17 protein-coding genes are annotated in these 17,753 nt (G+C 41.5%); 8 read left to right on the forward strand and 9 right to left on the reverse strand.

Going from position 1 to position 17,753, the window contains the following annotated elements; translation table 11 throughout:
- Positions 1 to 30 precede the first annotated feature (30 nt).
- The 4 genes from ACZ5A8_RS15690 to dph5 all read right to left on the reverse strand — a co-directional run bounded on the left by ACZ5A8_RS15690 (position 31) and on the right by dph5 (position 3,296).
- Positions 31 to 930: a carbohydrate kinase family protein gene (locus ACZ5A8_RS15690; protein WP_464530180.1), complete on the reverse strand. Its 900-nt coding sequence runs from the start codon at positions 928 to 930 to the stop codon at positions 31 to 33.
- Positions 931 to 1,234: 304 nt separating this feature from the next.
- On the reverse strand, positions 1,235 to 1,627 hold the full coding sequence (locus ACZ5A8_RS15695) for a DUF555 domain-containing protein (protein WP_229389963.1): 393 nt from the start codon (positions 1,625 to 1,627) through the stop codon (positions 1,235 to 1,237).
- A gap of 513 nt (positions 1,628 to 2,140) precedes the next feature.
- Positions 2,141 to 2,422: a DUF357 domain-containing protein gene (locus ACZ5A8_RS15700; RefSeq protein WP_229389962.1), complete on the reverse strand. Its 282-nt coding sequence runs from the start codon at positions 2,420 to 2,422 to the stop codon at positions 2,141 to 2,143.
- A gap of 73 nt (positions 2,423 to 2,495) precedes the next feature.
- A complete protein-coding gene (dph5, locus tag ACZ5A8_RS15705; protein ID WP_464530181.1) occupies positions 2,496 to 3,296 on the reverse strand; it encodes a diphthine synthase in 801 nt (266 codons plus the stop codon).
- A 154-nt stretch (positions 3,297 to 3,450) separates the two neighbouring features.
- Between dph5 and ACZ5A8_RS15710 the strand changes: the two genes are divergently transcribed.
- Positions 3,451 to 3,702 (forward strand): glutaredoxin family protein, encoded by a 252-nt coding sequence (locus ACZ5A8_RS15710; RefSeq protein WP_322221600.1) that lies wholly within the window; start codon positions 3,451 to 3,453, stop codon positions 3,700 to 3,702.
- Positions 3,703 to 3,756: 54 nt separating this feature from the next.
- The gene (gene trxB, locus ACZ5A8_RS15715) at positions 3,757 to 4,674 is read left to right on the forward strand and encodes a thioredoxin-disulfide reductase (RefSeq protein ID WP_464530183.1); all 918 of its coding nucleotides are present in this window, start codon (positions 3,757 to 3,759) and stop codon (positions 4,672 to 4,674) included.
- 284 nt (positions 4,675 to 4,958) lie between these two features.
- Here the strand turns inward: trxB and ACZ5A8_RS15720 are convergent, their stop codons facing one another.
- Positions 4,959 to 5,240, reverse strand: a complete 282-nt coding sequence (locus ACZ5A8_RS15720) for a MarR family transcriptional regulator (RefSeq protein WP_011034276.1) — start codon at positions 5,238 to 5,240, stop codon at positions 4,959 to 4,961.
- A gap of 245 nt (positions 5,241 to 5,485) precedes the next feature.
- On the opposite strand from ACZ5A8_RS15720, the gene ACZ5A8_RS15725 reads away from it, so the two are divergent.
- Both ACZ5A8_RS15725 and ACZ5A8_RS15730 read left to right on the forward strand, forming a co-directional pair.
- On the forward strand, positions 5,486 to 5,998 hold the full coding sequence (locus ACZ5A8_RS15725; protein ID WP_229389958.1) for a response regulator: 513 nt from the start codon (positions 5,486 to 5,488) through the stop codon (positions 5,996 to 5,998).
- A 1,012-nt stretch (positions 5,999 to 7,010) separates the two neighbouring features.
- Positions 7,011 to 7,889, forward strand: coding sequence for a tetratricopeptide repeat protein (locus tag ACZ5A8_RS15730; RefSeq protein ID WP_229389957.1), 879 nt, complete (start codon positions 7,011 to 7,013; stop codon positions 7,887 to 7,889).
- A 700-nt stretch (positions 7,890 to 8,589) separates the two neighbouring features.
- On the opposite strand, the gene ACZ5A8_RS15735 is transcribed toward ACZ5A8_RS15730, so the two are convergent.
- Positions 8,590 to 9,375, reverse strand: a complete 786-nt coding sequence (locus ACZ5A8_RS15735; RefSeq protein ID WP_464530185.1) for an HAD family hydrolase — start codon at positions 9,373 to 9,375, stop codon at positions 8,590 to 8,592.
- A gap of 220 nt (positions 9,376 to 9,595) precedes the next feature.
- Here ACZ5A8_RS15735 and ACZ5A8_RS15740 point away from each other — a divergent pair, with 220 nt between their 5' ends.
- The 3 genes from ACZ5A8_RS15740 to ACZ5A8_RS15750 all read left to right on the forward strand — a co-directional run bounded on the left by ACZ5A8_RS15740 (position 9,596) and on the right by ACZ5A8_RS15750 (position 13,907).
- Entirely contained in the window at positions 9,596 to 10,792 is a 1,197-nt protein-coding gene (locus ACZ5A8_RS15740; protein ID WP_229389955.1) for a tetratricopeptide repeat protein, read from the forward strand.
- 762 nt (positions 10,793 to 11,554) lie between these two features.
- Positions 11,555 to 12,583 carry a succinylglutamate desuccinylase/aspartoacylase family protein gene (locus tag ACZ5A8_RS15745; protein WP_464530187.1) on the forward strand — a complete coding sequence of 343 codons (1,029 nt, stop codon included), beginning with the start codon at positions 11,555 to 11,557 and terminating at the stop codon, positions 12,581 to 12,583.
- Between the two features lie 418 nt (positions 12,584 to 13,001).
- Positions 13,002 to 13,907 (forward strand): ATP-grasp domain-containing protein, encoded by a 906-nt coding sequence (locus ACZ5A8_RS15750; protein WP_464530188.1) that lies wholly within the window; start codon positions 13,002 to 13,004, stop codon positions 13,905 to 13,907.
- A 32-nt stretch (positions 13,908 to 13,939) separates the two neighbouring features.
- Here the strand turns inward: ACZ5A8_RS15750 and ACZ5A8_RS15755 are convergent, their stop codons facing one another.
- From ACZ5A8_RS15755 to ACZ5A8_RS15765, 3 genes are all read right to left on the reverse strand, one after another.
- Positions 13,940 to 14,305: a hypothetical protein gene (locus ACZ5A8_RS15755; protein WP_464530189.1), complete on the reverse strand. Its 366-nt coding sequence runs from the start codon at positions 14,303 to 14,305 to the stop codon at positions 13,940 to 13,942.
- Between the two features lie 133 nt (positions 14,306 to 14,438).
- A complete protein-coding gene (locus ACZ5A8_RS15760; RefSeq protein WP_464530191.1) occupies positions 14,439 to 14,897 on the reverse strand; it encodes a cupredoxin domain-containing protein in 459 nt (152 codons plus the stop codon).
- A gap of 689 nt (positions 14,898 to 15,586) precedes the next feature.
- Positions 15,587 to 15,928 carry a hypothetical protein gene (locus tag ACZ5A8_RS15765; RefSeq protein WP_464530192.1) on the reverse strand — a complete coding sequence of 114 codons (342 nt, stop codon included), beginning with the start codon at positions 15,926 to 15,928 and terminating at the stop codon, positions 15,587 to 15,589.
- A gap of 380 nt (positions 15,929 to 16,308) precedes the next feature.
- On the opposite strand from ACZ5A8_RS15765, the gene ACZ5A8_RS15770 reads away from it, so the two are divergent.
- On the forward strand, positions 16,309 to 17,673 hold the full coding sequence (locus tag ACZ5A8_RS15770; protein WP_464530194.1) for an NAD-dependent succinate-semialdehyde dehydrogenase: 1,365 nt from the start codon (positions 16,309 to 16,311) through the stop codon (positions 17,671 to 17,673).
- Positions 17,674 to 17,753: the final 80 nt, after the last annotated feature.

Consider the following 17,753-nt stretch of genomic DNA (forward strand, 5'->3'; position numbering starts at 1 on the left):
GCATCCCGCTTGCTACGGACCTTTATGACCTCAGTTCTCTGCTTCCAGAATTCCAAAATTGACCTCGTAGCGGAACTTCATTTCATCCCAGGTTGGAAGACTGGTCTGGCAGCCTCTGGTCTGTACGACAAAGGAAGCTACTGTTGATCCTATCTTCCCGCAGGTGGGAAGAGAATACCCTCTAGTGTACGCCAGCAGAAAACCTGCTCTGTAAGCATCTCCTGCTCCGGTGGGGTCTACAGCTTTTACGGAAACAACGGGAATTGCCCATTCTTCATTGCCTGTATAGATCCTGCTGCCTTCCGCATCATAGGTAACGACAATAACATCAATCATAGCCTTAAGTTCGGTAAAGCTCTTCCCGGTCATCTCTGAAACCCGACTGATTTCATGCCTGTTTGCAAAGAGAATATCGGCGTGGGCAAGAATTATCTCGAGATTTTCTTTTGAATAAGTGACCAGGTCCTGTCCGGGATCAAAGGAGACAAAACCGGCAACTTGAGATATCTTTGCATTGTAAACGCAGTCTGCTGTTGCGAGATGGACAAAGTCCACAGGTTCGGGTTCCAGTTCTTTGAATTTTGAAGAGGAACCCCAGTAAAAATAGGTAGTCTGGTTGTCTTCCCTATCAGTGAAAATAAAAGCCTTTGAAAGCTTCAGGTCTTCAATACTATAAAGGTGGGAGAGGTCAACACACGCTTCTTTAAGGAGCTTCTCATATCCTGAGCTTGAAAAATCCGTACCAGCCGGAGATATCAGCTGACTTTTTCCCCCCAGCTTTGCAATGGCAACTGCAATATTTGCAGCCCCTCCGCCAGGATATTCTTCATAGTCAATTACAGGGGAAGACTCGTTTTTTCCTGCTATTTTTTCAACATCTACGATGTAATCAAGGGCAATATGCCCCACTACGGAGATCATTCTGTCCATGCAGTTTCCTCTTTTTTGCGGGTCTGGAAGAAACCCGGAAGTTTTTGGGATCACATACATTCTTAAAAGTTGAATAAAATAAAAGACTCAAGAAAAGATAAAATTACTGATTAAGGTAAAATTACTGATTAAGGTAAAATTACCGATTGTGTCCATTCTGCCGTGCCAGATGCTCCCTATATGTTCTTTTTTAGCCAGAGATTCTTTTAACCCTGGCTATATGAAACTGTCCGTAATAAGAAATCGTACAGGTAAGCCTTTCTCTGATCCGGCATTCTTAACACAGTTAAGGAAAGAAACCTGTTTATTTATTTGTCTTGCCTTTCTGCTGCTGCTGTTCGCCTTTTTCACCTGTCCTTTCGAATTCCGTGACCTCGACAACTGTCAACGGAATATCACGCAGAGATTTTCCTATGACGGATTTTGCAATCCTTTCTGCGTGTTCCGCAGATTCGGCATCAAAGACCTTCATCTCAAAAATAAGCCCTACGAGAGCTGTATTTGCCGCTATGAAAACACTGCTGAAAGGCTCACCGCATGCCGGACAGGAAGTTGTTCCCACATCAACCTCTACAAAATCGAGTTTGGGGTTCAGGCGTTTTCCAGCCTCAGAAATCGCAACCCCTATTGCATCATCAGCCGTTTTTACATCTCTAACCAACCAAGCTGCTTCAAGTACCACATGAAAGTTCTTCATAATTATCCACCGTAGATATTAGTATACGTTTTTAAGAATATTCCCGGATAGGGAAAAGTTATTGAGACCTAAAGAATAAGTAAAGTATATTAATTGTTTCCGCTTCGAATGAATGTTTATATTTATAAGTTTTACGTATTATATGGTTTTTCAGTTTAAGCTTTTAGATTCTCAATTTTAGTTTATAAGTTTTAGCTTCTTATTTTATTTTTTTCTAATTTTTCAGCTTTTAGTTCTAAGTTTTTAATTTCGACTTTTAATATAAGTTTTTATTTTAGTTTTAGTTTAGATTTTAGTTTAAATTTCAGTTTAGATTTTAGTTTAAATTTCAGTTTAGATTTTAGTCTTCAATTTTTGGCTTTATCGTATTTTCTAATTATTGGCTTTTCAACCTATCTGATCCTTTTTCAGGATTCCTTACCTTCTATTCCTGTATCTATGTAAGGGTTGCCATACTTCCGAGGTCTTTATAATCATTTATATGATGATTTATCCAATCTTTTCTTCAATCCCTTATATCGTAAAAAGGGTCTCGTCGTCCACTGCAAAAACCCCGAGTTTCGCTCCGGCATCAAGCCAGGCATGCCCATAGCTAAAGGAAGCAAGGGCGTTTACAGGGTCTCCGTTTTCAAGAAAATAGGTTCCGTCTTTATAATAGGCTTCTGCCATTGTATAGTAATCCTCTGCTACCGCATGCATATGGGAGTTCGGGATTGGAGCATACTTTGCTTTCTGCAGTGCTCTTTTCAACATATCCTCGTATCGGTTAACCTTTTCATTCAAATCGGCAGGCATTTTGACCACCATAGAGTCATTTAGCGTTTATTGATTCAACTGGTTTTTATTTGATCTCGCTCTTTCTTCCAGATTATTCTGTTTCTTCCATAATTCCTTCAGGACCGGCTGCAAGTTTCACAAGGGCTTCGGCTTCAAGAAAATGCAGTTTTCCTGGAACTAGGAGGATATGAAGAGGTTTTCCAAAATCAAAACCCTTCAGGTTTTCTGCGTAGTCAGCTTTTACTACTGGCTTTTCCGAACCTGCCCTTGCTATCCCCACAGCAACAGTTCTGTCCATTACTCCTTCTCCTCTTTTTATTTCAACTTCAAGAAGAAGTTCAAGAGCAAGGTTAACGGTCATATATCCTTTTTCTTTATCAATGTCCAGAAAAACAAGAGTATGAAGGCCAAGTCCAGAGTTTTGCTTTATGATATCGTAAGGGGTTTCTGAAATGACCCTAGTACCTCGCCTGCTTTCGTAAGGGTAAGGAATACTTGCAGATTTGCCGAAACGATAGTTCTGCAACCCTGTGAGCCCTGAAACGGCTGAGGCAATTGATGCCCCGTGAACCAGACGGGTTTCTATCCCGAGCTTCTCAGCCCTGAGGCGCAGGTCAACGTGGGTTGTGGAAACCATTGTATCCCCACCTGTGAGAAAAGCAACTTTTTTGTCTTTTGCTTCCTCCAACCAGTCAGGCTGCTGTTCTACATCTTCCCTTGTGAGTAAACGGACTTTCTTTCCATAGAGTTTTTCCATTTTTTCAGGGTTTGTTCCCATCAGGCAGGAAGTATAGAACTCAGCGTACACCAGGTCAGCTTCCCTGACAGCCTCAAGTCCTTTTAAGGAAATATCATATTCATCGAAAAGGCCCAGCCCTATAAATGTGAGCATATCCCGCTTTAGGAGCTTATTGGTTTAAAGCTTTTGGCGCCGCAGGCTCATTCAGGGAATCTGTGGCTTTATTTTCAGGTTTACGGATACGCTCAACGTATTTATATCTAGAAATTAATAATAGGAATGAGGCTTACAATCTCAATTTTTGGAGGTGTTTTTTACGGTTAAAGTTACGCTTATTCACGCCAACTGGTGTACTGCATGCCCGGCAACACGCAGGTTATGGAAAGACCTTAAATCGGAATACGATTTCGAGTATGAGGAAATTGATGTAGAGAGCCCGGAGGGGCAGGTACTTACTGAGAAGCATGGAATAGTTGGTGTCCCTACAACTCTTATCGATGGAGAGCCTGCTTTTACAGGTCTTCCTAAAAAAGCCGATGCTATAGCCCGCATTAAGTGAAGATGCGCTAAAACTTTATTTTTTGAGCTCATTCTCTATTTCTGGGAGGTAAGTATGTACGACCTGATTATAATAGGAGGGGGACCTGCGGGACTTGCAGCGGGAATTTATGCCGTGCGTTCCGGGCTTGACACCCTTATTCTGGAGAGGAGCGAGATAAGTGGCCAGATCTCGATGGCAGATATCGTAGAAAACTATCCTGGCTTTCCATCCATTACGGGAGTTGAGCTGATGGAAAAATACAGGACACATGCCCAGGAAGCTGGGGTTAAGACCAGAATTACTGAAGTTATTTCGGTCCGGACTGAAGGTGCAAAAAAAATCGTCTCAACGGATAGTGGGGACCTTGAAGCAAAAGCCTTGATTATTGCTACAGGCGCAAATCCAAAGTATCTGGGCGTTCCCGGGGAGAAGGAATTTATCAGTAAGGGAGTCTCCTACTGTGCGATCTGCGACGGGCCTTTTTTCAAAAACAAGACAGTAGTTGTCGTAGGAGGCGGCAATTCGGCAGTTACAGATGCTCTTTTTCTATCAAAAATTGCTCAGAAGGTATACCTTATCCACAGACGGGACCGTTTAAGAGCTGCAAAAATCCTTCAGGAACGGGTGTCTGCAACTCCAAATATTGAGCTCATCCTCAATACTCTTGTCCTGGAAATAGCCGGGAGTAAGGAAGGAATCAAAAAAGTTGAAAAAATTATCCTGCAAGACCTCAACAGTAAAGAAATTCGTGAACTTTATACTAACGGAATTTTTATCTATGTAGGAATCCACCCGAATACCGAATTCATTAATGTGGAAAAAAATAGTGAAGGCTTTATCAAGACCGACCGCTGGATGGAAACCTCCGAGAAAGGAATTTATGCCGCAGGAGATTGCAGCGATACCCTCATCTGGCAGCTTGTAGCAGCGGTAAGAGACGGGGCAATCGCAGCCACAGCTGCAAACGAATATATCGAAACCCTTAAATAAAAAATGCCATGGAAGGGCTCGAACTAGAAGCCGGGCTGGGAATCCATTTAAGAAGCAATTGAAAGAGCAATTGAAAAAATATCCGGAGCTTTGATTTCAGGATTTTGACCTGAATAACCTTAAACTGAAATATGGTTATTCAGGTAATAGCTTTTCCAGTTATGGTTCTTTCAAAGCCAGAAAGTAAGAAAGGTTCATAGTAAAAACTAGTTATGCGAAAATTAAAAACGGGACAATAAGGTTCCTTTGTCCCCGAATATACATTTCGGAATTCGCTTTAAGGCTTATTCCAGCATCTGGTTTATTTTATTGTAAAAATCTATAATCAATTTTGTAGCGTCGCTTTCCATATTCAACTGGAAGGTCCGGATCTGCTTTCCAAGAGGTTTTTCTATAACAATACCCGACTCTATTAGTGGGGTAATAACTCTTGATACGCTGGAATGAGACAGACCTGTTTCTTCTGCTATCCCTGATAGGTAGGTTGATTCGTTCTGGTGCTCGATCAGATTTTTAAGTACGGTCATCTGTGCGGTTTTTCCAAAGATTTTTTCAAGTGGATCCATTGTTATCATCTCAGAGGTGGCTGTTCTCCGTAAGTGATTCTTATTTCCAATATTAACTTGCTATTTACGGTTATAAACTTATCTCATTATTGGTTAGTCAGGCGATTCATACAAAATCTTCTAAATATTTGGGGAACTCCGCGCCCTCCCGATTCACTGTGTACATTTTTAGCTATTCTCTTCGTTTTAATATTTGAGAAATGTTTAATACCTAAGAAAATATATACTGTATGAGGTGGAGGGAAATGCATAACATTAATCTTGACCGTGAAATTTTAAAGCTTATAGAAGAACAGCCTGACATAAGTGAAAGAGACATTGCCCACACTCTTTCGATTTCGGAAGAGTCAGTAAAAGTTCGAATTGCAAATCTTCATGATATCAGGGAAAAAATCCTGATTATGGGTAATGAGCACAATGCCCACCATAACCTTAAGAAGGCTCTTGAAGCTGAAAACTACAATGTTGTTAACGTCTCGGAAAGCTTATCAGTCCTTGAGACAGTAAATGCGGAAAGACCGGATCTGGTACTCCTTGATACAGCTTTTCTGAGTAAAGATGGTTTTGAAATTTGCAGACAGCTTAAAGCTAACCCAAGGAGCTGGGGAGTTCCTGTAATGATGCTGAGTGAAAAGAATAAAGCAGAAGACAGTTTTAAGGCCTTTAAATCAGGAGCTGATGATTACGTTGCTGCACCTTTTAATCCTCTTGAATTGAAAGCAAGGGTCGGAATGGTTCTGAGACGTAACCGTATTTGACTCGAGGAAGAGATTTACTTTCTGATAAGCGGTCTTTGTGATCAGCAACAATACTCTCTTAAGGAAAGCAGACGTATTAAAAGGCAAAATTTCCTTTTTGTTTTCCTTTTCAGTATCCGAATATCTAAGAAACTAGTCCGGGTTTGAAATCCATCAAATTTCTTTGAGGCATCTTAAGATTTTTATTTACTCACTTCTTAAGACGCCCTCTTTACCTATATCCTATTAATATGCTTATCAATTCTGTTTATTGTTTTTTTCAAAAATCGCTTGAAATCCATCTGGATGAATTTAGTTGTGTAGTTCTCCAGATATATTCGGTTTAGTTTTTAATTATTTTAATAAAGATTACTTTTTACAAGTCCCTCTATATCACCTCTTAAAATGAGTTTCTTCATTAAAATTAAAGATCCTTTAAAAATTACATCCCCCATTTGAATCAAATTTATCTGTTAAAATCAAATTTCCCAGCAAAATCACATACTTTGCTGGAAGTTTCCTGAGGACTTTGCCGCGACTTCGACATTTGAGTAACAGGTAATGACCTCATACGGGTTGCGCGTAAGATCCGGATTATTTTTATTCAGAAGATATCTGCCCGGTTTTTAACTATTGACTCTTAAAAAATGAGACTTTGGCGAAAGCAGGACACCGTTACTATCGATGGGAGAAAGAGAAAATGAATGATCTTTAATAATTATATTTTATTCAAATAATATTAAACTTATACGTTGGTTTCCTTCTATATCATATGCTTGTTAAATATCGGCTCGGTTCATAAATATGCTTAGAAAACTCTATTTTTAAAATAATAATGTTTATGAATATTTCAAAATGTTTAAAAAAGAATAAAACGTAAATTATTATGCGTAACTGTTTATCTGCCCTTATTCAGGATAAGGAACTAAAGTACAAAATCGATTTAATGTTCTGAAAGCATATAATATTGTTGTTCAAGGTAGATGTGGTAAAGCAGTGGAAAAACGTAGTCCAAAAAAGGTGTGGTAAAGTTATGACTTCGAATGAATGGTATAACAAAGGCGTTGCACTCCATGAACTAAAAAGGTTTACAGAAGCTCTGGATGCATACAATAAGGCTCTGGAAATAAGCCCTGATAATGCGAAAATCCTGTTTAGCAAAGGGATTGTCCTCAAAAGCCTCATGAAGTACGAGGAGGCTCTTGATGCTTTTGACAGGTCTCTTGAGATAAACCCTGCTGACGCTAAAACCTGGTGCTTCAAAGCTGAACTTCTCCTGGGTCTGATGCAGTACGAGGAAGCTCTGGATGCATTCTACCGGGCTATATCCTTAGCGCCTGAAGACCCGGAAGTCTGGTACAGGCGGGGAATGGCTCTCAGGGAGATGAGAGCATATGAAGATGCAATGGATGACCTTGAGAAAGCTATCCGGCTATATTCAAAGAATTACGATATGAGCGCTATGAGCGCAAGCGAATGGTGCAAGAAAGGAATGGGGCTCTGCAAAATAAAGAGTTACCAGGAAGCTCTTGATGCTTTTAACAGGGCACTTGAGTTAAACCCGACTAACGGAAAATCCCTTTACAATAAAGGGGTTGCTCTGCGCTGGCTCGGGAAAAATGATGAAGCAAAATTATACATTGAGAAAGCCGTGGAGATTTTTGACAACAAAATCAAAGCAAATCCCGAAAACGCAAGGTTCTGGTACAACAAAGGAATTGCCCTGAGGGACCTTGAGAAATACAAAGAAGCGCTTGAAGCTTTCGAGAAGGCTATAGACATCAACCCAAGCTTCACAAAAGCCTGGATTGGCAAAGGAATAGTATACGACAGGGTTAAAAAACACCAGAAAGCAATGGAAGCATACGAAAGAGCAGTCGATATAAACCCTATATACTCGGATCTTATTTAATCGCCTTAATTAGAGCATCTTTCCAGAGAAACTGCAGATAAGAAAACAGAAAAAGCCGTTCGCCATTAAAATTCATTCAGGAATTGACGGCATAGCGGCTAAAATAATCTTTTTCTTTTATTTTCCTTTATTTTCTCTTATTTTCTCTTACCGGAGTTTATAAGATCTCATAAAAATCGTGGTGCAGCTATGGATATTATGTAGGTCTAACAAGAAATTAATTAAGTTCCAAACTTGTTTCGTTCAATTTTGGCGTCGCCACATATTGAACTAGCCCACCGATTGATACTTATATGATTTTCACCATATTATACTAAAGAAACCATAATAGGGCGTCTTGTTACAGAGATCCTGTGTTAGACCCCATATAGTGGGAAATTAACTATTTTTGTGCCACACCGATTTATTTAATTGGTTCTATATTTGTCGGTTTTATATTAAAATGCTTGGAATTGTTACCCAACATAATTAATTTTTTGTTAGACCCTATGTAGATCATGTCGCTTGATGTGGCTTTATACTATAAAGTATAAACTCCGGTCTTACCTTCTCTTTTTCTCTCTTATTTTCTCTTACCTTCTCTTACCTTCTCTTACCTTCTCGTATCCTGACTTTCGCATACTGATTAAGTGAACTACCCCGCCCTGCTTTCTTCGAAAGCGAGGAAGGAGACTTCTCGCCTTAAAGTTAAATATTAGTTTTAAGAATCTACCTTTTGACTTCGGGAATCTGCCTGGATATAAGTTCCATTCAACATGCCGATATATCCAATCAAATCCTGAAATGCATTGAGCTGAAAGTCAAAGCACTGTTCTGTTTCCGCGGTTGACCTCCAGTCTCCATAGGAAGCATATGCAGTTTTTAAGCCTAACCTGCGAGCAGGAACCATATCCCTTTTGATGCTATCCCCCACGACCAGGCTTTCTTCTGGTTTTAGTCCAAGGGAATCAAGAGCAAAGAGAAAATGGGCAGGATCAGGCTTTTTCGTACCTGTCATATCTGCAGACACAAGGAATTCAAAGGAATCAAGAAGCCCTACTCTCGTAAGCCTCGCATGGGCGTGATACCTGTCAGCATCTGTTATTACTGCAAGCCTGAGACCAAGTTTTTTCAGTCCTTCAAGGGTATCCCTTACCCCAGGATATAGTTCGAGGTTTTGCAGTTTTTCCCTGTCATAGATCTCACAACAGTATCTGTATCTCTGCTCTGTGAAAAGCCTTCTCTCCTGCATGTAGTCCCTTATGTTTTCATAGTCTTCAAACCCATATGTTCCCCTGAGGAAATAACTGAAAAGTTCTGCAGGCTCCTTCTTAAGGTCCCCATCTCCTTCTCCGAGATAGGTAAGGATTTCCCTGCACGCTATGAGTTTTACGGCTACGAAATCAAAAAGAGTATTATCCATATCAAAGAGTACCGCTTTCAGAGTATGATGATTTTGCTGTACGTTCTTCCGGACATTTTCCATGGTTTCCCTGATTAGTTTCATTTTTTCGGATCTATTTTACATTTTTCGGATCTTTCTGATCTTCTTCTTATTTTATTCTCTTTTTCCAGACTTTTTAGACTACTTTTTGGGGAGAGGCTATAAAAGCCATAAAGCACAGATGTATAGGTCATAAAGAACAATAAACTTAAGTAGATAACGAACACGAATACTCGAAAAATTGTGGGTCTTAATTGTAAAAGACATTAAAGGAAATTTTGACATGAATTCTGGAGAACCAAAGGACGAATCCTTCACAGGAGAAGGAAAAGGAGAGAAAACTGAAACCGGAGAGGGACCGGTTTCCGGGGATATGTACGTGCTGGACGACTCGGAGAGTGTGGCAAAGGAGGAAGTCAGCAACGAAATTCTTGCAGCCGAACTTAATGAATGTGGTCTTGATCTTCTCAGGCTTGGTAAGTTTAACGAGGCAGTAGTTGCCTTTGACAAAGCAATTGAAAAAGACCCGAGGAATATTTACCTTTTAAATAATAAGGCTGCGGCTCTTGAAAGCCTTGGAAAGTTTGAAGAAGCTCTCAAACTCTATCAGGAAGCTATTGAGATCAGTTCTGAGGATGCGGACCTCTGGAATAATATGGCTTTTTCTTACTCCCAGGTAGGAGAATACGAAAAGGCAGTCGAAGCCTATGGTAAGGCTCTTGAGCTCAAACCGGACTATCCTAATGCATGGTATGGAAAAGCCCTGAACCTCAGCCAGGCAGGAAAATACGAAGAGGCTGTTGAGGCTTATGAGAAAGTCCTGAAGGAAGATCCGGATTATAAAGAAGCATGGGCAGGAAAAGGTATAGCTCTCGGACAGATGGGAAATTACGACGAAGCAATAATTGCATACGATAAAGCACTCGAGATTGACCCCGGTTTTCTTGAGGCCTGGTATTATAAAGGAGTGGACCTTGATAGCCTTGGCAGTTACAAGCAAGCTCTGAAAGCCTATGAAAAAGCTGTGGAAATTGATCCTAAAAATGATGACGCCTGGAATAATATGGGGATAGATCTGGAAAACCTGGAGAGGTATGAAGAAGCAATTAATGCTTTTGGAAAAGCAATCGAAATCAATGCCGAAAACTCCGATGTCTGGTATAACAAAGGCTTTACCCTCAGTCAGGTGCAGAGGTTTGAAGAAGCTGTTGAAGCTTACAGAAAAGCCACACAGCTTGACCCCGAATATCTGGAAGCCTACTCGAGCCTCGGTTTTGTTCTGGCTCAGCTCAAACGCTTTGAAGAAGCCCTGGAAACCTACGATAAGGCACTTAAGCTTGATCCGGATGCTGCCGACTCCTGGTTTGGAAAAGCTGTCTGCCTGAGTTTCCTCGGGCGTGAAGACGAAGCTGAGGATGCGTACCTGAAAGCTGTGGAAATTGACCCCAGATATGCTGAGATCGGAGGGAATGTTCAGTAAATTCGGTAAAATCTTTCCTCACCGAATTTTAATTTCTCTCCTTTTTTATCCTTATTTCTTCTATATTCTTTATCCCTTCAATTCATCTTCATGTAGTTCATCTTCATTTTTTTCTCACTATAATTATTTCATTTTTCCTTTTTGCATTCTCCCCTGATATCTTATCTACAACCGGAGTTTATAAGATCTCATAAAAATCGTGGTGCAGCTATGGATATTATGTAGGTCTAACAAGAAATTAATTAAGTTCCAAACTTGTTTCGTTCAATTTTGGCGTCGCCACATATTGAACTAGCCCACCGATTGATACTTATATGATTTTCACCATATTATACTAAAGAAACCATAATAGGGCGTCTTGTTACAGAGATCCTGTGTTAGACCCCATATAGTGGGAAATTAACTATTTTTGTGCCACACCGATTTATTTAATTGGTTCTATATTTGTCGGTTTTATATTGAAATGCTTGGAATTGTTACCCAACATAATTAATTTTTTGTTAGACCCTATGTAGATCATGTCGCTTGATGTGGCTTTATACTATAAAGTATAAACTCCGGTACAAGCAGGATGAAATAATACAAAAATAAAATAATATTACTGCGCGTTAGTTCCGCTTACTGTAATCCGATATTTACCTGCAGGTAGGTTTTGCCCTCATCTGTGTAGTGTTAGAGGTAGAGGACTTGTAGCATGATTATTGAGTACCTGGGAAATATGCACAGAACTGCCAGATTCGATCCAGGAGAAGGGGATAATGTATGACTGAACCTTTTAAAATCGCAGGTATTGAGATCAGGCCCGGAGAAAGAAAATGCATAGAACTTCCTGCAGCTCAACTTTACACGCAAACCCCTATGAATATTCAGGTTCGTGTTATCCGGGGCACAAAGCCGGGTCCCTGTATTTTTGTTACGGCTGCAATTCACGGAGATGAGATCAATGGGGTTGAGATTATCCGGAGACTACTTGAATTACCTGCAGTCAGGCACATTCACGGAACTCTCATTACCGTACCCGTGGTAAATGTTTACGGGTTCATTTCGCTTTCCCGCTACCTTCCGGACAGAAGAGACCTTAACCGTTCTTTTCCGGGAAGCCCTAAAGGTTCTCTTGCTTCCCGCCTGGCGCACATCCTTATGAATGAAATTGTAACTAAATGCGATTGCGGAATCGATCTGCATACTGGCGCTGTCCACCGCCCAAACCTGCCCCAGGTCCGAGTAAACCTGAATGCAGAAGGCTCGGAGAACCTTGGAAAAGCTTTCAATGTGCCTGTGGTCCTTGATTCAAGACTTCGGGACGGGTCCCTGAGAGAAGCTGCAAGCAGTCTTGGAATCCCTGTCCTGGTCTATGAAGGCGGAGAAGCCCTCCGGTTTAATGAGCTCGCTGCAAGAATGGGAGTTCGTGGCATAAGACGTGTTATGGAGTCGCTGGGAATGCTTCACGCACCTCACCAGCCAAAAAGGAAGAGCATCCTACCTGTCATTGCGCATTCAAGTATATGGACCCGCGCCCCTAAAAGCGGAATTGTCCACCCTCTTAAGAAGTTAGGAGATAAGGTAAAGGAAGGGGAAATCATAGGGCTCATTGTAGATCCCTTTGGCGGCCCGGGAGGAACACCGGTAAAGACTGAAGATGACGGCATCGTAATCGGAAAAAACAACCTTCCACTGGTAAATGAAGGGGATGCCCTTTTCCATATAGCCCGTTTTGAGAGGATAGAGATTGTAGAGTCCCAGCTTGAAGAATTTATGAGCCTGAAAGAGCGTCCTCAGGATCATGATTGAGGAACTATAGTTAATTCTGACAGGACCTGGACCTTCTCCCCGGATTGATGCCAGTATTTGCTGCCGAAACGTCTTATTTATTTGATTATGTTTCACTTTTCACCTGTAGTCACTTTTCATCTGCAGTTACTTGTCACCTGCAGTCACTATTCATCTGCAATTACTTGTCACCTGCAGTTGCTTATTACCTGTAATTTACACTGATCTTATCCTGTAACTCTTTTTCAGACTCATTTCCTGACTTCTTGAGTGCCCGACAAAACCGAAAAGTCCAGAAATAGTAAAAGGAAAGGTCTGGCCAAAAACAGGATTCCGAAGCGAAAAGCATATCTCTATATATCGGAAACACTCTTCAAATAGATGTATATCTTCCTTTAAATATAGAAGCACTCCCCTACAGGATAGAGCGGATGAAATAATGAAAGGATGGATTCTTTACAAGAGTATTGCTGCCGAATTAAGGCCCGACCTGTACGAAATTCACCGCTTCATCGAGGTTGCGGGTGAGAAGGGAATAGAGCTCAGGGTTGTAAAACCCGACCAGTTCGACCTGATTGTAACAAGGGACGACAGAAAAAGCATACTCCTCGACGGAGAAGTGGTTCCCCTACCTGACTTTCTCCTGCCTAGAATGGGGGCAGGCACAACCTACTTCGCGCTTGCGGTTATCCGCCACCTTGAACGCCTCGGGGTCCGTGTTATTAACTCCTCTCAGAGTATTGACACCGTAAAGGACAAGCTTTACTCTCAGCAAATCCTGGCAGAAAGAGGAATTTCCTATCCCAATACAATGTTTGCCAAAAACCCTGTCAACATAAACCTGGTTGAAAAATATCTGGGCTTCCCCCTCATAGTAAAAGCCCTCTCCGGCTCCATGGGTAAAGGAATCTTCCTTTCGGAAACCCACGACAACTTCCGCGACCTCATGGAACTGATCCACATAACCAACCCTAACGCAAACATTATCCTCCAGGAATTTATAAAATCCAGCCTTGGAAGAGATCTCCGCGTCCTGGTAATCGGAGGCCGTGCAGTTGCCTGCATGGAACGAATAGCCCCAGCCGGAAGTTTCAAGTCCAACTATTCCAGAGGCGGAGAAGTCCGCAAATTCGATATGACTCCCGAAATAGAGCAGCTTGCAACCGAAACCGCCCGCACCTTCGGACTCGACATAGCCGGCATCGACCTCCTCTTCGACGGCGACCACTTCAAAGTCTGCGAGGCTAATTCTTCCCCAGGCTTCGAAGGGCTAGAAGAGTGCTGCGGGATTAATGTTGCAGGGATGATTTATGATTTTGTGAGAGAAAAAGTGAGAGAAAAATAAGGAGATTAACTTTTTTGTTTTACGCAAAGAAATTACCTTACTTTCAGCCCCGGTGGCCGTTTATGCTCGCCGGAAGATATCGTAACCGGATCAGGGTTAAAGGTAAAGTTTTCAATTCTAACTTCAACCACTCTGGCATCTGCTTGAGTGTCAGGCGTTTCAGCCGGGGTTTCGGGCGAAGTTTCCGGTTCGGTGAGTGTCAGGTTTTCAATGGGAGTTGGGTCAGGAGTATTTTCTGGAGATTCAACTATTTCAGCTGGAGGTTGAGGCACTTCGGCCGGATTTACAGGTGTTTCTACTGGAGATACAGGTTCAGGTTCTTCAGTGCCGTTTTCTGCACAGCCTGCGGACAGGAATATCCCGAGCAGGATTATGAAAATAACAGATTCTCTTCTCATTGCTTTCCCTCATTCAAAAAAGCGGATTATATCTAAAAAGAAAAAGACTGTTTTTTAAAAGACTGCATTCTTTGAATGAAAACCTCCGGAAAACTGGATTTTTGAATCTCAGCACTCCAGCAGGACTAAACCCTCATTCCTCCACCACTACTACAGTTCCTCTCATAGAAGGATGAATCGAGCAATAGTACTCATAGGCGCCTGGATCAGTAAACAGGAACTCATAAGAACCTCCCTGTGCAAGGGATGGGGAACCGAAACTGGTACCTGTACCTTTAACCGTATGGGCTTCAGGGTCCATGTTAGTCCATCTTACGGTTTGACCGGTAGATATTGTTATTGTGTCCGGGCTAAAGGATGAATTAACAATTGACACATCAACAGCTTCGGACTCATCATCGGAAATGCCAGGTATTTCACCTTGAACTGGAAGTATTGGTGTTTCTTCTGGAGCTGCCTCTTCTCTAACTGGTTCTACAGGTTCTTCAACTGGAGTTACAGCATCACCTGGTTCTTCAGTACCATTATCAGCGCAACCTATCGCCAGGAATACACTACATAAGACTAGCAAAATAACCAATTCTCTTCTCATAATTTCCCCCCATGCAAAATCAGATGCTTTATAATTAACATTTTGATTTTATAATAGTTCCTATCTAATTCTGAATATGGTTCCTCCTACAGTTTAGAACCTGAGCAGGTATTTTAAAACTTGAAATATAGCTTCAATTTAGGTATTTGCATACTCAGTTAGTTACTCAGTTAGTTACTCAGTTCTTACCGTTCTAAACAACGGTAAATAAATATTCAAAGTAGAGTTATTGGAGAAATATAGAAAGACAGGGTTAACAGGACAAAATAAACAGACAAGGCTAACAGGATAGAATAAACAGGAAAGAATAAAGGGACAGAATAAACAGGAAAGAATAAACAGGACAAAATTGGACCTAAAAAAAATAAGATCGTTTTTAAAGGCATTCTCGTTGAAATGAGATTTCCGAGCAATTCCGGTATTTCAGATATCGAGATTACCGTTCATTTTCGTATCGATATTACTCCCCCACTATTGTATTCCTATTACCATGTCGGATGAACCGAGTCTGGGCAATGGAGTTCCTTTTCCGTTAATGTGAACTCGTATGTCTTTCCTGACTGTAAGATTCAGGATCATAACTGTAGTTATGGATTTGAAGTTCACATAGTACTACCAAAGTACAGCGTAGAGGATTATGAATCAGGTAGAGTCCAGGTAGAGTCCTAAACTATTACTTAAATAATTCATCACTGGGTAGGAGTTACTCTGATTACTCCTTCTCTTTCTGTAACGTTACCTGCCGGAGTCTCGTCTTCCATTGGAGTCTCGTCTTCCATTGGAGTCTCGTCCTCAAATGGTGTCTCGTCTTCCATTGGAGTCTCGTCCTCAGCTGGAGTAAATGCTTCAGCCGGAGTTACGGCTTCAACTGGAGTTTCCTCTATCACTTCAGTTACTTCTACTACTTCCTGAACTGGAGTTACGGCTTCAACTCCGGTTACTACTTCAACTTCAGTTACTTCCTCAACTGGTTCTCCTTCTTCAGCTGGTTCTTCAGCACCATCCTCAGCACATCCTATTGCTAGGAACACGCCGAACAGAACTATTAAAATAAGCAATGCTTTTCTCATATTTTCCCCCCATGTAAAATTGAGTGCTTTATAATTAATATTCTGGTTTTATAATTATTACTACCAGTTTCTGAACACAGTTCCGTTATTTAGTTCATTTTTTATCAATTGAGTGCTTTATAATTAATATTCTGGTATTATAACTATTACTGCCAGTTTCTGAACATATCTCAGTTATCTAGTTAACTTTCAATCTATCGGATGAAATCTGAATTCATCCAGGGAACAGGTATCTGAAAGCGATTCAAAGCATTTTTTTCCTTTTTAGGGTTTTACCTGTCCTTAAATTATAATACCTGGAATTCTAATATTACTAAAGGACTCTTTTTCGGGGGGAGGTCATGAAAATCAAATCTATTAATCCTTATACTGAAGAAGTAAACTGGACTTACGATGCGTTATCTTTCGGAAACTGCGAGGACCAGATTGAAAAATCCAAGGCTGCTTTTTCAGGATGGAGCTCTCTTTCGGTTGAGGAAAGAACGAGATATATTGCGCGGACAGCTGAGGTACTCAGGCGGAACAAGCAAATTTATGCCGAGATTATTACAAAAGAAATGGGAAAGCCGATCAGGCAGTCACTTGCAGAGATTGAAAAATGCGCATGGCTTTGTGACCATTATGCAGGAAGTGCGGCAGAGTTTCTGAAAGACGAAGTTGTGGAAACAGAAGCTGAAAAGAGTTATGTCACCTTTGAGCCTCTGGGAATTATTCTCGGAATCATGCCCTGGAATTTCCCTTTCTGGCAGGCTTTCAGGTTTGCAGTGCCCACACTGACTGCAGGAAACGTATGCCTGCTAAAACATGCATCCAATGTACCTGGGTCAGCTCTTGAGATCGAAAAGGTCTTTACTGAAGCCGGGTTGCCTGAAGACGTGTTTAAGACCCTGCTGATAGACTCTAAAACTGCCATGGAAATTATTGATGAGGACCTAGTGGACGGGGTTTCGCTCACCGGAAGCGTGGAAGCCGGGTCTGAGATCGGAGAGCTTGCCGGAAGGATGATTAAGCCTTTAGTGCTGGAACTTGGGGGTTCTGACCCTTTTATCGTTCTTGAAGATGCGGACATAGATCGGGCTGCACAGGTCGCGGTAAGATCCCGTTTCCTGAATACCGGACAGAGCTGTATTGCTGCCAAGAGGTTCATTGTGATCGAAGACGTTGTTGTGGATTTTATCGAGGCATTCGAACTCCATATGCAGGAATTGAAAATCGGAGATCCTATGGACAAGGAAACTGACATCGGACCAGTTGCAAAAAAAGAATTTGTTGACAGCCTTGAGAAAATTTTGAAGGATGCAAAAAAGAAGGGAGCAGAACCTCACGTCTACGGGGAAGCGCATGAGAAAGGCTTTTTCTTCAGGCCGACCCTTATCCCTGCAGCCAGTACTGACATGAAGGCCTTCAACGTAGAAGTCTTCGGGCCTATTGCGCCAGTAATTATGGTAAAGGATGAAGATGAAGCAGTGGAAATTGCAAACTCCACGGATTTCGGGCTTGGAGCCGAGGTCTGGTCTGCAGACCTAGAGAGAGCCGAGCGGCTGGCAAAAAGAATCAGGTCAGGTTTTGTGGCTATCAATGGAAGGGTCAAGTCCGATCCAAGACTGCCTTTTGGAGGGGTAAAAAAATCAGGAATCGGAAGGGAGCTTTCTCATTACGGACTTAAGGAATTTGTAAACATAAAGACTGTCGTGGTCAACAAATAAAAACAAACAGTCAGGAAAACAGGTAGTCGAGACCCTGACAAAATCCAGGTTAAGAAACATCATTGAAAGCTAACAAAAAA

The organism is Methanosarcina subterranea, assembly GCF_055385895.1.